The 17929-nt window shown below is 68.1% G+C and carries 15 protein-coding genes and 1 tRNA gene; 7 read left to right on the forward strand and 9 right to left on the reverse strand.

Going from position 1 to position 17929, the window contains the following annotated elements:
* Positions 1 to 42 precede the first annotated feature (42 nt).
* On the reverse strand, positions 43 to 1428 hold the full coding sequence (locus MHA02_RS08815; protein WP_147078269.1) for an FAD/NAD(P)-binding protein: 1386 nt from the start codon (positions 1426 to 1428) through the stop codon (positions 43 to 45).
* A gap of 279 nt (positions 1429 to 1707) precedes the next feature.
* On the reverse strand, positions 1708 to 3054 hold the full coding sequence (gene gltX, locus MHA02_RS08820; RefSeq protein ID WP_147078270.1) for a glutamate--tRNA ligase: 1347 nt from the start codon (positions 3052 to 3054) through the stop codon (positions 1708 to 1710).
* A gap of 220 nt (positions 3055 to 3274) precedes the next feature.
* On the opposite strand from gltX, the gene MHA02_RS08825 reads away from it, so the two are divergent.
* Positions 3275 to 3349: transfer RNA gene (locus MHA02_RS08825), tRNA-Val, on the forward strand.
* Positions 3350 to 3426: 77 nt separating this feature from the next.
* Here the strand turns inward: MHA02_RS08825 and gph are convergent.
* The 3 genes from gph to MHA02_RS08840 all read right to left on the reverse strand — a co-directional run bounded on the left by gph (position 3427) and on the right by MHA02_RS08840 (position 7085).
* On the reverse strand, positions 3427 to 4107 hold the full coding sequence (gene gph / locus MHA02_RS08830; protein ID WP_147078271.1) for a phosphoglycolate phosphatase: 681 nt from the start codon (positions 4105 to 4107) through the stop codon (positions 3427 to 3429).
* 159 nt (positions 4108 to 4266) lie between these two features.
* On the reverse strand, positions 4267 to 5841 hold the full coding sequence (locus tag MHA02_RS08835) for a DHA2 family efflux MFS transporter permease subunit (protein ID WP_147078272.1): 1575 nt from the start codon (positions 5839 to 5841) through the stop codon (positions 4267 to 4269).
* Between the two features lie 5 nt (positions 5842 to 5846).
* Positions 5847 to 7085: an HlyD family secretion protein gene (locus MHA02_RS08840; protein ID WP_147078273.1), complete on the reverse strand. Its 1239-nt coding sequence runs from the start codon at positions 7083 to 7085 to the stop codon at positions 5847 to 5849.
* A gap of 122 nt (positions 7086 to 7207) precedes the next feature.
* Here MHA02_RS08840 and MHA02_RS08845 point away from each other — a divergent pair, with 122 nt between their 5' ends.
* The 5 genes from MHA02_RS08845 (at position 7208) to MHA02_RS08865 (ending at position 11700) form a co-directional block, all read left to right on the forward strand.
* The gene (locus MHA02_RS08845) at positions 7208 to 7864 is read left to right on the forward strand and encodes a TetR/AcrR family transcriptional regulator (protein ID WP_147078274.1); all 657 of its coding nucleotides are present in this window, start codon (positions 7208 to 7210) and stop codon (positions 7862 to 7864) included.
* Positions 7865 to 8023: 159 nt separating this feature from the next.
* Positions 8024 to 8239, forward strand: coding sequence for a hypothetical protein (locus tag MHA02_RS08850; protein WP_147078275.1), 216 nt, complete (start codon positions 8024 to 8026; stop codon positions 8237 to 8239).
* 96 nt (positions 8240 to 8335) lie between these two features.
* Entirely contained in the window at positions 8336 to 8692 is a 357-nt protein-coding gene (locus tag MHA02_RS08855; protein ID WP_238180253.1) for a hypothetical protein, read from the forward strand.
* A 110-nt stretch (positions 8693 to 8802) separates the two neighbouring features.
* On the forward strand, positions 8803 to 9096 hold the full coding sequence (locus MHA02_RS08860; protein ID WP_147078277.1) for a YARHG domain-containing protein: 294 nt from the start codon (positions 8803 to 8805) through the stop codon (positions 9094 to 9096).
* Positions 9097 to 9558: 462 nt separating this feature from the next.
* Positions 9559 to 11700, forward strand: a complete 2142-nt coding sequence (locus MHA02_RS08865; protein WP_147078278.1) for a sodium-translocating pyrophosphatase — start codon at positions 9559 to 9561, stop codon at positions 11698 to 11700.
* A 93-nt stretch (positions 11701 to 11793) separates the two neighbouring features.
* On the opposite strand, the gene MHA02_RS08870 is transcribed toward MHA02_RS08865, so the two are convergent.
* The gene (locus MHA02_RS08870) at positions 11794 to 12027 is read right to left on the reverse strand and encodes a hypothetical protein (protein WP_147078279.1); all 234 of its coding nucleotides are present in this window, start codon (positions 12025 to 12027) and stop codon (positions 11794 to 11796) included.
* A gap of 81 nt (positions 12028 to 12108) precedes the next feature.
* On the reverse strand, positions 12109 to 13401 hold the full coding sequence (gene rlmN / locus MHA02_RS08875; protein WP_147078280.1) for a dual-specificity RNA methyltransferase RlmN: 1293 nt from the start codon (positions 13399 to 13401) through the stop codon (positions 12109 to 12111).
* Positions 13402 to 13906: 505 nt separating this feature from the next.
* Here rlmN and MHA02_RS08880 point away from each other — a divergent pair.
* Positions 13907 to 15124 carry a GGDEF domain-containing protein gene (locus MHA02_RS08880; protein ID WP_147078281.1) on the forward strand — a complete coding sequence of 406 codons (1218 nt, stop codon included), beginning with the start codon at positions 13907 to 13909 and terminating at the stop codon, positions 15122 to 15124.
* 34 nt (positions 15125 to 15158) lie between these two features.
* Here the strand turns inward: MHA02_RS08880 and MHA02_RS08885 are convergent, their stop codons facing one another.
* Positions 15159 to 15590 carry a cytochrome c-type biogenesis protein gene (locus MHA02_RS08885; protein ID WP_147078282.1) on the reverse strand — a complete coding sequence of 144 codons (432 nt, stop codon included), beginning with the start codon at positions 15588 to 15590 and terminating at the stop codon, positions 15159 to 15161.
* A gap of 224 nt (positions 15591 to 15814) precedes the next feature.
* Positions 15815 to 17815 (reverse strand): heme lyase CcmF/NrfE family subunit, encoded by a 2001-nt coding sequence (locus MHA02_RS08890; protein ID WP_147078283.1) that lies wholly within the window; start codon positions 17813 to 17815, stop codon positions 15815 to 15817.
* Positions 17816 to 17929: the final 114 nt, after the last annotated feature.

Here is a 17929-nt window from a genome sequence, read left to right on the forward strand (position 1 = left end):
GCCTTCGGTTGCTTCGCTGCGCTCGCCATAACGGAGTGCGCCCTACGCCGCTTCGGCGCGCGCCATCTCCGCCGCGATGCCGGCGGCGAGGTCGGCCGCCTGGTTGCGGATGTCGGGGACGGCGATGCACTCCCAGAGCGCGCCGCGCATGAGGGGCCCGAGCGTCCAGACCGGTCCGGCCTGCCGCTGTCCGCGGGCCCGGAAATCCGCACCCACGTCGAGGCCGAGGCCGAAGGCGCCGGGGCGGACCAGTCCGCGGTCGATCAGCCGGCGCAGCAGCGGGTCCGTCGTCTCGCCGACGCGTCCGATCCCGGTGGCGTCGAGGATGCACTGGACGGCGAGACGCTCCGGCTCCGCCGCGCCGCGTGGCCGTAGTGTGACGACGGCCTGGGTCGCCTCGTCCGCGATCGACAGGATCCGCCCGGCGCGCACCGTGAGCCGGCCGTCCGCGATCTCCCTGTCGATCGCGTCGGCTGCGGGCGGCGCCGAGCGATGCCGGTGCACGTCCCAGAACGGGCGGAGGTGGCGCAGGAAGCGGCCGCGCTCGGATTGCGGCAGGCTGCGCCAGATGAAATCCGTCACCGGACGGAGCGCGTCGATGACCCCGCGCCAGTCGCCGCCGGCCGCGCGGGCGGAGGCGTGGAGCCGCCGGCTCAGTGTGACGAGGGAGGACAGGTCCGTCGCGGTCAGGTTCGGCACGGGGTGCGCCGCGGCGGGCGCATGCGTGTTCGGCAGCAGGCCGCGCCGCGACAGCGCGACGATCGGGCCGCCGAAGCCGCGCCGGCGCAGGCTGATGACGGCATCGATCATGGTCAGTCCGGTGCCGACGATCAGCACGGGCTGGTCGGGCTGCAGCCGGCCGATGGTCTCGGGCGCCCAGATGTCGGCGCGGTGCCGGCTATGCGGTTCGCCGGTGCCGGCAAGGTTGCCCATGGCGAGCACCGCACCCGCCACCGGCAGGCCGAGGCCGCCTTCGGTGCGCAGCGAGAAGCCCCCGGCGGACGGCACGAGATCGGTCACTCCGTCGTTGACGAGACGCAGCCGCGGCGGCCCGCCATTCGTGACGGTCTCGGTCAGGATCTCCGAGAGATAGCGCCCGTAGAGCGGCCGCGAGGCGAAGGTGCCGGCCGGGGTGACGCGGATCCCGACCGCCTCTTCCGGCGGCAGGCTGGGAGCGTTGCGCGCGAGCCAGTCCTCGAAATGCCGCGGCCGGTCGGGAAACGCGCTCATGTTCGCCGCGCGCAGGTTGAGGAAGTGCCCGAAATCGCCGGTGCCGTAGGCGAGCCCGCGCGCAAAGCTCTCGGAGCGCTCGCAGAGCAGCACCGGCCGCCCGCGCGGCAGGGTCTCGAGCAGCTGGATCGCGGCCATGGTGCCGCTGAAACCGGCGCCGATCACAGCGATGGGGAGCGCAGAGGGCGACGCGCCCATGATGAGGAGACTCCGGAACGGAATAGGCCTGCCGCTCGACACCGAGCGACACGACCAATTCGTTCTCTATACCGAACGATCCGCCGGCCCGTAAAGCACAGATCCACTCATTCGGTTCGGGCCGAGACCCCGTGTCAGATTTTCTGAAAAACTAGTTAGATCAGACCGTCGCAAAATCATGCGAATTCTTCCATGACGACAGCGCGGCAGGGAATAAAGTTCGATCCTTCGTTATTCGAAAAGAAGAATCCTTACGCCACGGCACGCATGTGCGCTGGATCACGCGGTCTCGCCGGCCAGTCGCCGGGCGGACCGCTCGCGTCCGATCAGCGGCAACAGGCTGGCGAGATCCGGGCCGTGGTCGAGCCCGGTAAGCGCTTGGCGCAGCGGCATGAACAGGGCGCGGCCCTTCGCCCCCGTCTCGCGCTTGACCGCCTCGGTCCAGGCTTTCCAGGTCCCGCCGTCGAACGGACCTTCCGGCAGGAGGGTCCGCGCCCGCGCGATGAAGTCGGGATCCGCAATCACCGGGCTGATCGGCCCGGCGACGACGCGCCACCATGCGGCGGCATCCCCGACTTTCTCGAGGTTGGCCCGGACCGCGTTCCAAAAGGATTCGGCCACAGCTCCCGGTATGTCCAGCGCCAAGAGCCGTTCGCGCGCGTCGTCGAAAGGCATGGCATGGACGAGTTGGGCGTTGATGCCGTCGAGCTCGGCCGGGTCGAATTTCGCCGGCGCCCGCGAGATCCGGCCGAGATCGACGAGGCCCGCGAGTTCGTCGAGGGAGGCCACCGGCCGCACCGCCTCGGACGTGCCCGTCAACACCGCGAGGGAGGCGACCGCGGCCGGCTCGTAGCCGGCCTCGCGCAAGCCCCGCAGCGAGAGGTGGCCGAGCCGCTTCGACAGCCCCTCCCCGTCCGCGGTGGTGAGCAGGTTGTGATGCGCGAAGGCCGGCACGGCGTGTCCGAGCGCCCGGAAGATCTGAACCTGCACGCCGGTATTGGTGACGTGGTCCTCGCCGCGGATGATGTGGGTCACGCCCATCTCCGCATCATCGACCACCGAGGGCAGCGTGTAGAGCGCGCTGCCGTCCTCGCGGATCAGGACGGGGTCGGAGAGGGAGGCGCAGTCGACATGGCTCTCGCCGCGCACGAGGTCGGTCCAGGCGACGACGACGGGATCGAGCTTGAAGCGCCAGTGCGGACGACGGCCCTCGGCCTCCAGGGCGGACTTGTCCGCCTCCGTCAGAGCCAGCGCCGCCCGGTCGTAGATCGGCGGCAGGCCGCGGCCCAACTGGCGCTTGCGGCGTCGGTCGAGTTCTTCGGAGGTTTCATAGCAGGGGTAGAGCCGACCCTGCGCGATCAGGTTTTCCTTGGCCGCGTCATGGCTCGGCGTGCGTTCGCTCTGCCGGGCAAAAAGGTCGGGCACGATGCCGAGCCACGCCAGATCTTCCCGGATCGCCTGGGCGAACGCGTCGGTCGAACGCTCCCGGTCGGTATCGTCGAGCCGCAGCAGAAACCGCCCACCCGCGCGGCGCGCATACAAAAAGTTCAGCAGCGCCGGCCGGGCGTTGCCGATGTGGAGGAAGCCCGTCGGCGAGGGCGCGAAGCGGACGAGGGGGGCGGTCATGGCCGCCACGCCTAGCGGGTTTGGCCGCCCCTGCGAAGGGGGCCGCCGCAGGCTGCGCCAGCTTGAGACGGCACGCGCCGGGAGGTTTCCCGGGCCACACACCGCAGTAGCCTGAAACGGCCGCGGCAGTCGGCCATGGCCAGCCTTGACGGAACTCGATGCCCGGCCCTAGAAGCGCCCCACCGTCGGGCACCACTCCCGAGCGGCACAAGACCGGCACGGACGGTTAGCACAGCGGTAGTGCGTTCCCTTCACACGGGAAAGGTCGCAGGTTCGATCCCTGCACCGTCCACCATTCTTCGGTTGCTCTTCCAGCTTCGCTTCCAAAGCCGTCCGCAGCGGCGGCGCGCGGTCGCGCGTGCCGGAGAGAACTCAGCCCGGCACGACCGCGAAAATGGCCGCCGGCAGTTCCTCGAAATGGTCGATGAGACGGTCGGGCTTCAGGTCGGACATCGGAATCGCCGTGTAGCCGAAGCTCACGCCTACCACCGGAATGCCGGCCGCCCTGGCGGCATCGACGTCGGCGCGCGAGTCCCCGACCATCACGGCACGCGCCGGATCGCCCTCGGCCCGCTCGATCGTCAGGGTGATGTGGCGCGGGTCGGGCTTCGACCAGGCAAACGTGTCCTTGCCGACGATCGCCGCGAAGCGGGGCTCGAGCCCGAGGGCGGCGAGCAGGTCCACGGCATGGCTCTCGACTTTGTTGGTGCAGACGGCGAGCAGGAACCCCGCTGCCTCCAGCTCATCGAGGGCCGCGACCACGTCGGGATAGAGCCGGGAGCGGTCGGCGAGATGCGCCCCGTAATGCTCCAGAAACTCCGAAAACAACCGCTCGAGCCGCTCCGGCTCCAGCGACGCCCCGGCTGCTGAAAACCCCCGCTGGATCAGCGCCCGCGCCCCGGCGCCCAGCAGATCCCGCGCCTGCTCCAGAGGCAACGCCGCCAGCCCCTCCCGCTGCAGGATCACGTTCAGCGTCCCGATGAGATCCCCCGCGGTGTCGGCGAGCGTCCCGTCGAGATCGAACACGGCGATGGGCTTTTTCGGGGTGGGCATGGAGGCTCGCGCTGCAGGAGATGGCGCGGCGGGGATGGACTGGATGGATGGAGGGATCAAGGCGGCGGGCTCAGCAGATCGCTGCGGAAGCCCGTCGGTGCTGATGGATTGGCGAGCAGCCGTTCGCGACCGCGATCGGGCGATCCTACGGACGGCGCATCAATGCCCGCCCCCACCCGCTCCCGCGACCTTCGGCCGGCGGATCAGCGGGGTCGCGCAGGCCATGGCGAGGAAGAGCAGAGTGAGGATGAGGAACACGTCCTCGAAGGCCATGACCATGCCCTGGATGCGGACCTGATTGGTCAGGGACTTCAGTGCCATGGCGTCGGCCGCGCTGCCGAACCCCGAAAAGCCTTGGCGCAGGCTGTCGAGGCGCTGCAGCGCAGTGTCGTTCGCCCAGGTCACGCGCTCATGGAGGCGTGCGAGGTGGAGGTCCCAACGGTCGTTGAGGAGCGTGTTGATGAGCGCGAGGCCGACCGCACCACCCAGGTTCCGCGTGAGGTTGTAGAGGCCCGAGGCGTTCTTCATCCGCTCGGGCGGCAGGGTGCCGAGCGCGATGTTGTTGATCGGGATCATGCACAGCATCAGCGAGCAGCCGCGCAGCACCTGCGGCCATAGGAGCTCCCAGAAGTCCCAGTCCTTGGTGAGCCCGGTGACGATCCAGGTGCCGGCGGCAAAGCCCGAAAAGCCGAGCGCCATCAGGATGCGCGGATCGATCTTGCCGGAGAACCGTCCGGCGATCGGGGCGGTGGCGAACATGCACAGGCCCGACACGAACATCGTCTCGCCGATCTGCAGCGCCGAGTAGCCGCGCACCCGTGCGAGATAGACCGGGTAGAGATAGGTCAGCCCGTAGAGGCCGATGCCCATGACGAAGCTCGCCGCGCAGCCGGCAGCGAAGTTGCGATCCGTGAAGGCGCGGAGTTCCACGATCGGCTGGCGCGCGGTGAAGGCCCGCCAGAAGAAGGCCACGCAGCAGAGCGTGCCGACGACGGCGCAGACCAGCACCGCCTCGTCCTGCAGCCAGTCGTGGTTCGGACCCTCTTCGAGCACGTATTCGAGGCAGCCGAGGAAGCCGCCCATCATGACGAGGCCGGTCCAGTCGAAGTTCTTGATGAGGCTCGTGTTCGGCCGGTCGAAATCGACCAGCGCCCAGGTCGAGACCGTGACGAAGATGCCCGGCACGATGTTGATCAGAAACAGCCAGTGCCAGGAGAGCAGGTCGGTGAGGTAGCCCCCAACCGTTGGGCCGATCGTGGGGGCGAGCGTCGCGACGAGGCCGATCATCGGCGAGACGATGGAACGCTTGGACGGCGGGAAGATCGTGAAGGCCGAGGCGAACACTGTCGGGATCATGCCGCCGCCCAGAAACCCCTGGAGGGCGCGCCAGACGATCATCTCGTTGATGGATGAGCTGGTGGCGCACATGGCGCTCATCAGCGTGAAGCCGGCAGCCGAGATCACGAACATCCAGCGCGTCGAGAGCACCCGCGAGAGGGTGCCCGAGAGCGGGATCGCGATGACCTCGGCGATGAGGTAGCTGGTCTGGACCCAGGGGATTTCGTCGCCCGAGGCCGAGAGCCCGGCCTGGATCTCGTTGAGCGAGGCCGAGACGATCTGGATGTCCAGGATCGCCATGAACATCCCGAATACCATGCACAGGAACGCCACCATGCGGCGGCGGTCGAGGGACGGTTCGGCCGAGGGGGCGGCGATGGCGGCCGTAGCGGCCATGGGCGCTACTCGCCGATGGCGTGGGCGGTACGGACGGGCGCGCGCTCGTCCGGCCCACGGGTGTCGACCCTGACCGTCACCGACATGCCCGGCCGCAGCAGCCCCTCGCGGGCGACGTCCGCCGGCACGTGGACACGCACGGGCAGGCGCTGGACGATCTTGGTGAAGTTGCCGGTGGCATTGTCGGTGGGCAGCAGGCTGAACACGGTGCCGGAGGCCGGCGAGAACGACTCGACCTCGCCCTGGATCGCCTTGTCGGGATAGGCGTCCACGATGATGGAGACGGGCTGGCCCGGCTTCATGTGCGAAACCTGCGTCTCCTTGAAGTTCGCATCGATCCGCACGCTCTGGAGCGGCACCAGCGCGACGATGCGGGAGCCCGGCTGGACATAGGCCCCGGCCTCCACCGCCTTGTTGCCGACGACGCCATCGAAGGGTGCGCGGATCATGGTGAAGTCGAGATCGCGCTGGGCCCGGTCGACGGCGGTCCGCAATTCGCCCGCGAGGCTTTCGGCTTCCTGCTTCTGGGCGTTCAGCACGTCGACATTGGCCTTCGCCGCGATCACGGCCGCCTGGGCGCCCTTCACCGAGGCATCGGTGCGGTCGCGGTCGGCCTTGGTCTGGTCGAGCTTGGATTTCGCGACGTAGTCGGCCTGCATCTGCGTGGCACGGACGTAATCGGCCGCGGCGCGAACCGCGTCGGCTTTCATGCCCTCGACCTGGGCAGCGCTCTGGACGACCTGCGCCTGCGCCGCCTCGGCCTGCCGGGCGATACGCGCGATCGTGCTCTCCTGCGTGGCGAGCTTGTCCTGCGAAGCGCGTAGAGCGAGGCGGTAATCGCCGTCGTCGAGCCGGGCGATCACATCGCCCTTCCTCACCGACTGGCCGTTCACCACCGGCACCGCCTCGAGGTAGCCGGGGACCTTCGCCGCAAGGACGGAAATATCGGCCTGCACGTAGGCGTCGTCCGTCGAGACGAAGAACCGCCCCAGCGTCCAATACTGCCAACCCGCGTAGCCGCCGCCGCCGAGCGCTGCGGCCAGCACCGTCAGAAGCAGGAGCTTCTTGAGGGGCCGGCGTCTTTTCGGAGCGGCCCCTGCAGGTTCCGAAGGCCCCGGGACAGGCATCGCGGGCGGGGTCACGGCCGGTACGCGGGGCGTGTCGGCAGTTGTCGGCGACAGGCTCTCGTCGTTCGTCTCGACGATGGCGTCCTCCCGGTGGGAAGTGTCCTCGCGAAGGGACATCACGGCCTCTCAGATCCACTGACCGAACCGTTCGGTCAATGCGATATCCACATTGACCCGAAGCGGCTTCACACGCATAGATACGTTGACCGAACCGTTCGGTCAATAATGGGCATGACGAGATGACGGCCTCAGCGGCGCGCCGCGCGCATCCTACGGAACGACCGGTTACCGCATCCTCAACCGTGGAAACCGACAAGCGCCGCCAGATCCTGGAGGGCGCGCGCGCCGTATTCATGGCCGCCGGCTTCGACGGCGCCAGCATGGGCGAGATCGCCAAGTCGGCCGGCGTCTCCAAGGGCACGCTCTACGTCTATTTCGACAGCAAGGAGGCGTTGTTCGAGGCGCTGACCGTCGAGGAGAAGCGTGGTCTCGCCGAGGCGATGTTCCAGCTCGATCCGGACGACCCGGACCTCTCCGGTGCCCTGACCAAGCTCGGCTCCACCTATCTCACCGAAATGGCCCGGCCCGAGCATGTCTCGGTGATCCGCATGGTGATCGGCGCCACCGAGAAGTTCCCTCGGCTGGGCCAAGCCTTCTTCGAGGCTGGGCCGGCCTGCGGCATCGCGCGGCTTGCCGGCTATCTCGACACCCAGGTCGCGGCCGGACGGCTGCGTGCGTCGGACACCGAGCTCGCCGCCAAGCATTTCCTGCATCTGTGCCAGGCGGGCTTGCTCACCCGCCTGCTCTTCGCCGCCGGCGAGCCTCCCCCCGAGGACGACAAGCGCCATCGCATCTCCGAAGCCGTGCGGGTTTTCCTCGCCGGTTACGGGGTTTGATCGGCCTATCCGCCATGTGGCCGCCGGGCGACATTCGCCGGCAATCCGCTCTTGCGTCTCCGGCAAAGCTTGCCAGCCGATGCGCGGGCTCGCAGGGTTCCGGCCTGTCTCGACGTCCCGGCTCTGCCGACCGTCCCGATTCCGTTCTTCGAGGTCCCCATGCGTCGCCTGATGCAGACCGTCGCTCTCGCGCTCGCGGGCGCCACCGTGTCGGCCTGCGCGCCCCACCCGATCGTGGCGCGCGATCCGCAGCCGCCGCCGTCGCCTGCCGAAGCCTACGATTGCGGCACCACGCGGCTGCCGCTCAACGCCGCGATCTCGAACTGTGCGCCCCGCTACCGCGAGGCACCGACGGTCCTGCAGTCGCGGGGCTGAGCGCAGTCCTTTCCGATGGAAGAGACGAGGCGCCGTTTACCCGGTCTGAGCGTTTCGGCGCCAGGATCGAGCACAGCCTGCCGGAGATCTGAGCCCGTGTCGCATCCCAGCCTTCTCGCCGCCGCGGCCCTGATCGGCCTGTCGCTCACCGGCCTCGCCCGTGCCGAGAGCCAGCTCGACCGGGCGAACCGCGCCGCCGCCGCCGGCCTGACCGTGCTGCAGGTCGACCCCGATCGCGGCCGCTTCATCGGCCGTCCGCTCGGCGCCGTGGCGCCCGGCCCAGGCGAGCGGATCGTCAACGCCGTGCCCGTCCCGCACGTGATGAACGGCGGCGGCTTCGGCCTCTCGGGCGCCGATTACTACAGCGACGCCAGCACCGAAGGCCGCCTCGGCCAGCGCCGGCACATCAACGAGCAGATCCTCGCACCGGCGTTGCGCGCTCCGCTGCGGTAAGCGACGCGAACCACACGACATCGTCGGCGCTGAATTCCGTCGTGCGCTGACGCGTGAAGACTATCCCCGGTCGCGACTGCCGAGCATGAAGGCGGCGAGGATCCGCGCTCATGCGGCTCCTGTCCGTGGAGCCCCCCGTGCTGCGCCTCGCCTTCGCCTGTCTCGCCTCGTCCATCACCCTGTCACGGGCCTTTGCAGGGTTCCCCTGCGACGAACTGCGGGCCGAGCGGAATTCCACCTACAAGGACGCCGGCTACTGCTTCAAGACGGCCCAGGCGATCCGCGAATTCGGCAATGCCGACTGCCGTTACGACGACATAGCCGACGTCCCCCTTTCGGCCGCCGACCGCAAGAAGATCGCCGAGATCGTCGCCGATGAGCGCCGGAACGGCTGCCCGCGCTGAGCGAGGCCGGTCCGCCGCGCCTTCTCCGGGTGCTTTGGAGCCGTCACGGCATGATTTATCCTGCCGGCCCCGATCGCTCGTCCGCGACGAGGCCCGGCGGGCTGGATCGCATGCAGCGCCGTCTCGAAGATTCGTTGCGGCCCAGCGACGCTCCAGTCACTGCAACGTGCCGTTCCGGCGTGGCTTCGGACGCACGAGATTGCGATCGATTCCAATATTTCGCAGTCGCAATAAAGTTGGCGCTGCGTTGCACAACAAGACCGGAAAAGAATCAGAATTATTCGTGATTTACGCAGCGCAAAAATAAGTGCTGCGGAAGCGTAACCACCGTTTGCGCTTTACGCTGAAGTTTGGCAATCAAGGCCCGCTCTTCCGGGGAGGAGCGTCCTGACCCGAGCAACCGTCCCGTGACCGAAAAGGTCAAGCTCGGCAAACACGAATGAATAGGCCAAGGACGAACGCATGACCGCATTGTTGCTGATCATCCTGGGCGGGCTCTGTGCCGTCGCCTATGGAATCGTCACGATCCGAGACGTGATGAAACGCGACGCCGGCACCGCCCGCATGCAGGAAATCGCCGGTGCGATCGCCGAGGGTGCCCAGGCCTATCTCAAGCGCCAATACGCGACGATCGGCATCGTCGGCATCGTTCTCTTCGTGGCGCTGGCCTATTTCCTCGGGCTCAAGGTCGCCGTCGGCTTCCTGATCGGCGCCGTGCTCTCGGGCGCGGCCGGCTTCATCGGCATGAACGTCTCGGTGCGCGCCAACGTCCGCACCGCCCAGGCCGCGACGACCTCCCTCGGCGGCGGCCTCGACGTCGCTTTCAAGTCCGGCGCCGTCACCGGCATGCTGGTCGCCGGCCTCGCGCTCCTCGGGGTCGCGATCTACTACCTCTACCTCACCCGCGTCGCCGGTCTCGAGCCCGCCAGCCGTGAGGTCATCGACGCCCTGGTGGCCCTCGGCTTCGGCGCCTCGCTGATCTCGATCTTCGCCCGCCTCGGCGGCGGTATCTTCACCAAGGGCGCAGACGTCGGCGGCGATCTCGTCGGCAAGGTCGAAGCCGGTATCCCGGAAGACGACCCGCGCAACCCGGCCACCATCGCCGACAACGTCGGCGACAATGTCGGCGATTGCGCCGGCATGGCCGCCGACCTGTTCGAGACCTACGCCGTCACCGTCGTCGCCACCATGGTGCTCGCCGCGATCTTCTTCGCGGGCCAGCCCATCCTCGAAGCGATGATGCTCTACCCGCTCGCCATCGGCTCGGCCTGCATCCTCACCTCGATCGCCGGCACCTACGCGGTGAAACTCGGCGCCAACCAGTCGATCATGGGCGCGCTCTACAAGGGCCTGATCACCGCGGGCGTGCTCTCCATCGGCGCCATCGCCATCGTGAACTTCGCTCTGTTCGGCGGCTTCGGCACCACCTTTAAGACCAGCACCGGCGTGAACCTCACCTCCGGCGGTCTCTTCGGCTGCGCGGTGATCGGGCTGGCCATCACGGCGCTGATCGTGGTGATCACGGAGTACTATACCGGCACCAACTTCCGTCCGGTGAAGTCGATCGCGAACGCGTCCGTCACCGGCCATGGCACCAACGTGATCCAGGGCCTTGCGGTCTCGCTCGAATCGACGGCGCTGCCGGCCATCGTCATCGTGGCGGGCATCATCTCGACCTACGCGCTCGGCGGCCTGTTCGGCATCGCCATCGCGGTCACCGCGATGCTGGCACTGGCCGGCTTCATCGTGGCGCTCGACGCCTTCGGCCCCGTCACCGACAATGCCGGCGGCATCGCCGAGATGGCAGGCCTGCCCTCCGACGTCCGCAAGGCCACCGACGCCCTCGACGCGGTCGGCAATACCACCAAGGCCGTCACCAAGGGCTACGCCATCGGCTCGGCGGGCCTCGGCGCCCTGGTGCTGTTCGCCGCCTACACCTCGGACCTGGACTACTTCATCGCGAATTCCGACAAGTACCCCTTCTTCAAGGGCGTCAGCGTCGATTTCTCGCTCTCCAACCCCTACGTCGTCGTCGGCCTGCTGCTCGGCGGCCTGATCCCGTTCCTGTTCGGCGGCATGGCCATGACCGCGGTCGGCCGCGCCGCCGGCGCGGTGGTCGTCGAGGTGCGCCGCCAGTTCAAGGAGAAGCCCGGCATCATGCAGGGCACGGACCGTCCCGATTACGGCCGGGCCGTCGACATGCTCACCCGCGCTGCGATCAAGGAGATGGTGATCCCGTCCCTGCTGCCGGTGCTCTCGCCGATCGTCCTGTTCTTCCTGATCCAGCTGATCGCCGGAAAGAGCCAGGCCTTCGCGACCGTCGGCGCCAGCCTGCTCGGCGTGATCATCACCGGCCTCTACGTCGCGATCTCGATGACCTCGGGCGGCGGCGCCTGGGACAACGCGAAGAAGTCCTTCGAGGACGGCTTCACCGACGACAACGGCGTCACCCATCACAAGGGCTCGGAGGCGCACAAGGCCTCGGTCACCGGCGACACCGTCGGCGACCCCTACAAGGACACGGCCGGCCCCGCCGTGAACCCGGCGATCAAGATCACCAACATCATCGCCCTGCTGCTGCTGGCGATCCTCGCCCACCAGTAGCCGGACATAACCAGCCAAACGAAAAAGCCCGCCCCGATCTCTCGGAGCGGGCTTTCTGCTGGCCGCGGAACCGCGACGCCAGCTCCTGAAAAATCAGTCGCAGGTCTCTTTCTTGACGGTCTTGGTGTCGCCCGCGTCGTTCTCCTTGCGGACCGTCTTCGAGACGCAGCCGTCGCCGTGCTCCTTGACGGTGACCGACTTCGACTCGGTGGAGGGACGGTCGACCACGACGTCGTCGCGGCGCTCGATCACGGTGGTCTGGGCCTGAACGGCCGAGACGCCGAGCAGGGTCAGGGTGGTGGCTGCAGCGAGGAGGGTCTTGCGCATGGTTTGCTCCGGTCGGGATGATCGGAGCGAAGAACGACCAAGACGTCGCAACCGTTCCGGGCGATGCGATCGACCGACCAATCAGTCGTCGGTATCGGCGCCCGCATAGACGGCTTCCGCGCCCATGCCGTCCTCCAGCATCATGCGGGCGCGGGCGCGCAGCTTCTCCGTCTCGCTCTTGAGCTGGCCGCAGGCGGCGAGGATGTCGCGGCCGCGCGGCGTGCGCACCGGCGAGGCGTAGCCGGCATCGAACACGATCTGCGAGAAGCGCTCGATCCGGCTCCAGTCCGAGCAGGCATAGGCGCTGCCGGGCCAGGGGTTGAACGGGATCAGGTTGATCTTGGCCGGGATGTCGCGGAGCAGCTCGACCAGTTCATAGGCGTCGTCGTCGCTGTCGTTCACGCCCTTCAGCATCACGTACTCGAAGGTGATGCGGCGGGCGTTGCTCAGGCCCGGATAGTCGCGGCAGGCCTGGAGCAGCTGCGCGATCGGGTATTTGCGGTTCAGCGGCACGAGTTCGTTGCGCAGCTCGTCGCGGACGGCGTGCAGCGAGATTGCCAACGACGCGTGCGACTCCTCGCCGAGGCGGGTCATCTGCGGGACGACGCCGGAGGTCGAGACGGTGATGCGTCGGCGGGAGAGGCCGATGCCCTCCTGGTCCGTCATCACCTGGACGGCGTCGATCACGGCGTCGACGTTGTAGAGTGGCTCGCCCATGCCCATGAACACGACGTTGGTGACGAGCCGGCCGGCTTCGCCGGTGCTGCCGGCATTGCGCACGGGCTCCAGGCCCGGCCAGTCGCCGAGGCGGTCGCGGGCTAGGATCAGCTGCGAGACGATCTCGGCGGCCGAGAGGTTGCGCACGAGGCGCTGCGTGCCGGTGTGGCAGAAGGTGCAGGTGAGCGTGCAGCCGACCTGGGACGAGACGCAGAGCGTGCCGCGGTCGGGCCCGGGGATGTAGACGCACTCGATCTCGGCGCCGCGATTGTGCTCCTGCACGTTCGTCGGCGCCATGCGGAGCAGCCACTTGCGGGTGCCATCGCGAGAAATCTGCTCACTGACGACCTCGGGCCGGTCGAGGGTAAACGTCTGGGCCAGCAGCGCCTTCAGGCTCTTGCCGAGATTGGTCATCGCGTCGAAGTCGGTGGCCCCGCGCAGGTAGATCCAGTTCCAGAGCTGGCTGCCACGCATCCGCGCCTCGCGCTCGGACACGCCGATGCCGAGCAGCGCTTCCTTGAGACCGGCGCGCGTCAGGCCGACGAGGGAGGTCTTGCCGCTGAGCGCGAGGGGCTCCGGCCGGAAGTCGGGCGTCTTCTCGATCGGAGAGATTGCAGTCGGCTCGCGCCGGGCGGTGTCGAACGACGCCGTCGCCATTGCTTCGATAACCTTGGGACGTTTGGAATGACGTTCCTATAGGCGATCTCGGTCGCGAACGCGAATGGATCGCGCGGCGCGGCCGGCTCACATCGGCATCGCATCGTTCACCCGAACCTCCTGCCGACAACCGCCCGGCGTCGCCGGCACGACCGCCGCCACGTCACTCCGCTCGATCATCGATCTGGTTCCGATCAACGTTTTACCGATAAGGTACATATTTTCCGAATACACCGGCCGATGTAGAAGCGTTTCTACTTCGTTCGAATTTCATGGCACCATGCAGTGCCGGCTCGTCAGATAATAATTTCCTATTGCAACTAGAAATATATCGATCGATTGAAAAACGATTCCCACCTCGCGGCCGTCATCGGCGCAATATTGATAGAGCGGTCGCATCTCGGGAGCCCGAACTGATCGTGATCCGGGGTCTGTTTACGTCTTCGAAAACGCACGGGTGTAAACTCGGCTTGTCAACACTGGGCCGGGAGCCGCCGTCGCCACGATGCTATCGTCGATCGAAAGGGGCCTTGCACGGCCCTGGTATCGCCTTCGCCTGCCGGAGCCTCTCGAAGCGCGCTACGCCGCGCAGGGCGCCGCGGGCAGTGCGCGGCGTATCCGCTCCTGGCTTCTCGTCTTCATCGCCTTCAACGTGCTCTCGGTGAAGGTCGATCTCGACATGTTCGGTGCCGAGGCGGTGGTCGTTCCGGCGGCGCTGACGCTGTGCCTGTTCGTGCCGTTGGCACTGCTCGCCATCCTCGCCCTGCGCCACGATGCGCCGCCGGCGCGGCAGACCGCCGCCGTGATGGTCACAAGCCTCGTCGACATGGCAATCACGCTCAACAGCGCCCTGATTGCCCCGGGGCGGCATGCCGACGTCTACCTGATCCTCGCCGCGATCATCCCGCTCGTCGTCGGCATGATCGCGGCGCTCTCGTTCCGGCACGCGATCCTCTATTGCGGCACCTGCTTCGCCCTGTACGTGACGGCTGTCGTCGGGTTGGAACTCGGTGGCCCCGATGGGGTCGGCATTCCGCTTCTCGTCGCGAGTCTGATCCTGGTGCCGTTGAAGCTCGCCTACGCCCACGAATGGGAAACGAAGCAGAGCTTTCTGCTCGGATTGCGCGAGCAGATGCAGGCGGACGCGCTGACCGAGGCCAATTCCCGTCTGACCGTACTCTCCGAGACCGACCCGCTGACGGGCATCGCCAACCGCCGGCTGTTCGGCGAGCGCCTGGGGTCGGCTTGGGAATCCGCGATCGGAGAACGCGGCTGGCTCGGGCTCGCCCTGATCGACGTCGATCACTTCAAGGCGTTCAACGATGCGGCCGGCCATGCCGAGGGGGACCGCTGCCTGCGCGAGGTGGCCGGGGCTCTCCACTCCGCCGTGACGGCGCGGGGCGGTCTGCTGGCGCGCTACGGCGGCGAGGAGTTCGTCGCGCTGTTGCCGGACGCGACGCCCGAGGCGGTGATCGCGGCCGGAGAGGCGCTGCATCGGGCGATCGCGGAGCTCGCCCTGCCCCATCCGGGATTTCGGGGCGATGCGGTGGTCAGCGCGAGCGTCGGGGTGACCTCCGCGCATGGGGCGACGCGGCGATGGGGCGTCGGTCCGGACGATCTCCTCGCGGCGGCCGACCGGGCGCTCTACGAGGCCAAGCGCAACGGACGCGATCGGGTCGAGGCGGCCTGCGTTCGGAGCGGCGCTCCGGCGCTGGCGGCCTGAGCAGCCGTAGGACTTCGCACGACGGACGCGAAACCTATCGGCGCTCCAGCAGCGCCTCGACCTCGGCCTGCTCGGCCTGCGAGAGCCCGGCGGCCTTCGTCGGCGCGCGCCGACGCGACAGCCGCCAGATGCCGAAGCCACCGAGCAGCACCGCCAGCAGCGGCGTCAGCCAGAGCAGCAACGTGTGCCAGCCGAAGACCGGGCGCAGCAGTACGAACTCGCCGTAGCGCGCCACCAGATAATCGACGACCTGGTTGTTGCTGTCGCCAGCGGTGAGGCGCTCGCGCACGATCACGCGCAGATCCTTGGCGAGCGGCGCATCGGAATCGTCGATCGACTGGTTCTGGCAGACGAGGCAGCGCAGGCCTTCCGAGATGTGGCGCGCGCGGGATTCGAGGACGGGGTCCTTCAGGACTTCGTCGGGCTGGACGGCATGGGCGGGGGCAGCTGCTGTGAGAGCAAGCATGAGAGCCAGCAGCAGTTGCCTGCTCCACGCGGTCTGCACGCCCCCACGATCTTCACGCCGAGGTGCTCCGAAGGCGCCGCGAAGCACCCCTGAACGCCGATGCCAACCGGCGTGGGAGGTTTGGACCACAGATCGGCCGTGCTTCGAGGCCGCTGCGCGGCACCTCAGCATGAGGGACCGTGTGATTGCCATCGGCCGGCCGTGCCAGCGGAGCGTCGAGGGCCTCATTCCGCCGGCACCGCGTGCGGGGGCAGTTTTGCGCGGGCCTTGGCCGGGGCGCCGACGCGCATGCGGCGGTCGGTGAGGGAGAGGGCGCCGCCGAGCGCCATCACCACCGCGCCGAGCCAGATCAGCAGGATCAGCGGCTTGTAGTAGAGGCGCAGGCCGATGGCGCCGTCGGGCAGGACCTCGCCGAGGCTGGCATAGACCTGGCTGACGCCGATGGTCATCAAGCCGGATTCCGTCACCGTCATTTTTCGTGAGGGATAGAAGCGTTTGCCGGTCTCCACGGGGCCGACGGTGTCGCCCTTGGCGGTGCGCACGGTCAGGAAAGCCGCGGTCTCCTCGTAATTCTCGCCGGATTGCGGACCGACCTTGTCGAGCGTCGCGACGTAGGGGCCGACCGCGAGGCTCTGGCCCGGCTTCAGCGTGCCGAGGCCTTCCACCGCCCAGCTCTGCGCGGCGATGCCGATCACCACGACGCCGACGCCGGCATGGGCGAGTGCCGTGCCCCAGGCGGAGCGCGGCAGGCCGAAGGCGCGACGCGCGACGGTGCCGAGATCGCGCGAGCGGCTGGCGCCGTAGCCGCGGGACCGTGCGATGATCTCGAGGGCCGAGCCGATGATGAGGTAGGCGCCGAGGCCGATGGCGACGGGCGCCATCACCGGGCCGCCCCAGGTGTAGGCCGCGGTACCGATGCCGACCACGAAGGCGAAGGCGAAGGCCGCGAAAAGGCGCTGCGCGGCCGCGGCGACGTCGCCGCGCTTCCACGCGAGAGACTGGCCGAAGGGCACGATCAGGAGCAGCGGGATCGCCAGCGGCACGAAGGTCCAGTTGAAGAAGGGTGGTCCGACGGAGATCTTCTCGCCGGTCAGCATCTCCAGCAGCAGCGGGTAGAGGGTGCCGACGAGTACGGTGGCGCAGGCGGCGACCAGGAAGAGGTTGTTCATCACCAGCGCGCCCTCGCGGGAGATCGGCGCGAACAGGCCGCCCTGGCGGAGCGACGGCGCGCGCCACGCGAACAGCGTCAGCGAGCCGCCGATGAACAGCACCAGGATCGCGAGGATGAACACGCCGCGAGTCGGGTCCGAAGCGAAGGTGTGGACGGAGGTCAGCAGCCCCGAGCGCACGATGAAGGTGCCCATCAGCGACAACGAGAAGGTCAGGACCGAGAGCAGCACCGTCCAGACCTTGAGGGCGTCGCGCTTCTCCATGACGACGGTGGAGTGCAGCAGCGCGGTGCCGGCGATCCAAGGCATCAGCGAGGCGTTCTCGACCGGATCCCAGAACCACCAGCCGCCCCAGCCGAGCTCGTAATAGGCCCAGTAGGAGCCCATCGCGATGCCGAGCGTCAGGAAGACCCAGGCGGTGAGCGTCCAGGGCCGGACGGCCCGCGCCCAGACGGCGTCGATGCGCCCGTCGATGAGTGCGGCGGCGGCGAAGGCGAAGGTGATCGAGAAGCCGACATAGCCGAGGTACAGGAGCGGCGGATGCACCGCGAGCCCGAAATCCTGCAGCAGCGGGTTGAGGTCGTTGCCCTCCAGCGGCGCCGGGGCGACCCGGTCGAACGGGTTCGAGGTCGTGATGATGAACAGCACGAACACGAAGGTGATCAACGCCTGCACGGCCAGCGTGTTGGTGCGGAGCACCGGCGGCACCGAGTTCCTGGCGACCGCGACCATGGCGCCGAACAGCGACAGGATCAGGACCCAGAGCAGCATCGAGCCCTCGTGGTTCCCCCAGACGCCGGAGATCTTGTAGATCAGCGGCTTCAGCGTGTGCGAGTTCTCGACGACGTTCTTGACCGAGAAGTCGGACATCACGTGGGCGTAGGTGAGTGCCCCGAACGCGAACAGGATGCAGGCGAAGACGCCGAGCGCCGCCGGCACGGTCGTCTCGCGGAGCGTCTCGTCGCCGGAGCGCGCTGCCCAGACGGGCATCGCCGCCTGGATGACGGACAGCGCCAGCGCCAGGGCTAGAGCGAAGTGGCCGACCTCAACGATCACGACGGGCGTCCTTGTTTCGCTGAAAGTCGTGCGCGTGAACCCTCTCCCCTCTGCGGGAGAGGGTGGCCCACGAAGTGGGTCGGGAGAGGGGAGCGACGTTTCTGGACAGGGCGC

The organism is Methylobacterium haplocladii (assembly GCF_007992175.1).
Classification (GTDB): Bacteria; Pseudomonadota; Alphaproteobacteria; order Rhizobiales; family Beijerinckiaceae; genus Methylobacterium; species Methylobacterium haplocladii.

What these genes read in the sequence shown, in the direction of transcription:
- MHA02_RS08835 (WP_147078272.1), bottom strand. Translation starts at nt 5,841, where the DNA reads ATGGCCGCTACGGCCGCCATCGCCGCCCCCTCGGCCGAACCGTCCCTC.
- gltX (WP_147078270.1), bottom strand. Translation starts at nt 3,054, where the DNA reads ATGACCGCCCCCCTCGTCCGCTTCGCGCCCTCGCCGACGGGCTTCCTC.
- MHA02_RS08885 (WP_147078282.1), bottom strand. Translation starts at nt 15,590, where the DNA reads ATGCTTGCTCTCACAGCAGCTGCCCCCGCCCATGCCGTCCAGCCCGAC.
- MHA02_RS08815 (WP_147078269.1), bottom strand. Translation starts at nt 1,428, where the DNA reads ATGGGCGCGTCGCCCTCTGCGCTCCCCATCGCTGTGATCGGCGCCGGT.
- MHA02_RS08865 (WP_147078278.1), top strand. Translation starts at nt 9,559, where the DNA reads ATGACCGCATTGTTGCTGATCATCCTGGGCGGGCTCTGTGCCGTCGCC.
- MHA02_RS08845 (WP_147078274.1), top strand. Translation starts at nt 7,208, where the DNA reads ATGACGGCCTCAGCGGCGCGCCGCGCGCATCCTACGGAACGACCGGTT.
- MHA02_RS08870 (WP_147078279.1), bottom strand. Translation starts at nt 12,027, where the DNA reads ATGCGCAAGACCCTCCTCGCTGCAGCCACCACCCTGACCCTGCTCGGC.
- MHA02_RS08880 (WP_147078281.1), top strand. Translation starts at nt 13,907, where the DNA reads ATGCTATCGTCGATCGAAAGGGGCCTTGCACGGCCCTGGTATCGCCTT.
- gph (WP_147078271.1), bottom strand. Translation starts at nt 4,107, where the DNA reads ATGCCCACCCCGAAAAAGCCCATCGCCGTGTTCGATCTCGACGGGACG.
- MHA02_RS08850 (WP_147078275.1), top strand. Translation starts at nt 8,024, where the DNA reads ATGCGTCGCCTGATGCAGACCGTCGCTCTCGCGCTCGCGGGCGCCACC.
- MHA02_RS08840 (WP_147078273.1), bottom strand. Translation starts at nt 7,085, where the DNA reads ATGTCCCTTCGCGAGGACACTTCCCACCGGGAGGACGCCATCGTCGAG.
- rlmN (WP_147078280.1), bottom strand. Translation starts at nt 13,401, where the DNA reads ATGGCGACGGCGTCGTTCGACACCGCCCGGCGCGAGCCGACTGCAATC.
- MHA02_RS08860 (WP_147078277.1), top strand. Translation starts at nt 8,803, where the DNA reads ATGCGGCTCCTGTCCGTGGAGCCCCCCGTGCTGCGCCTCGCCTTCGCC.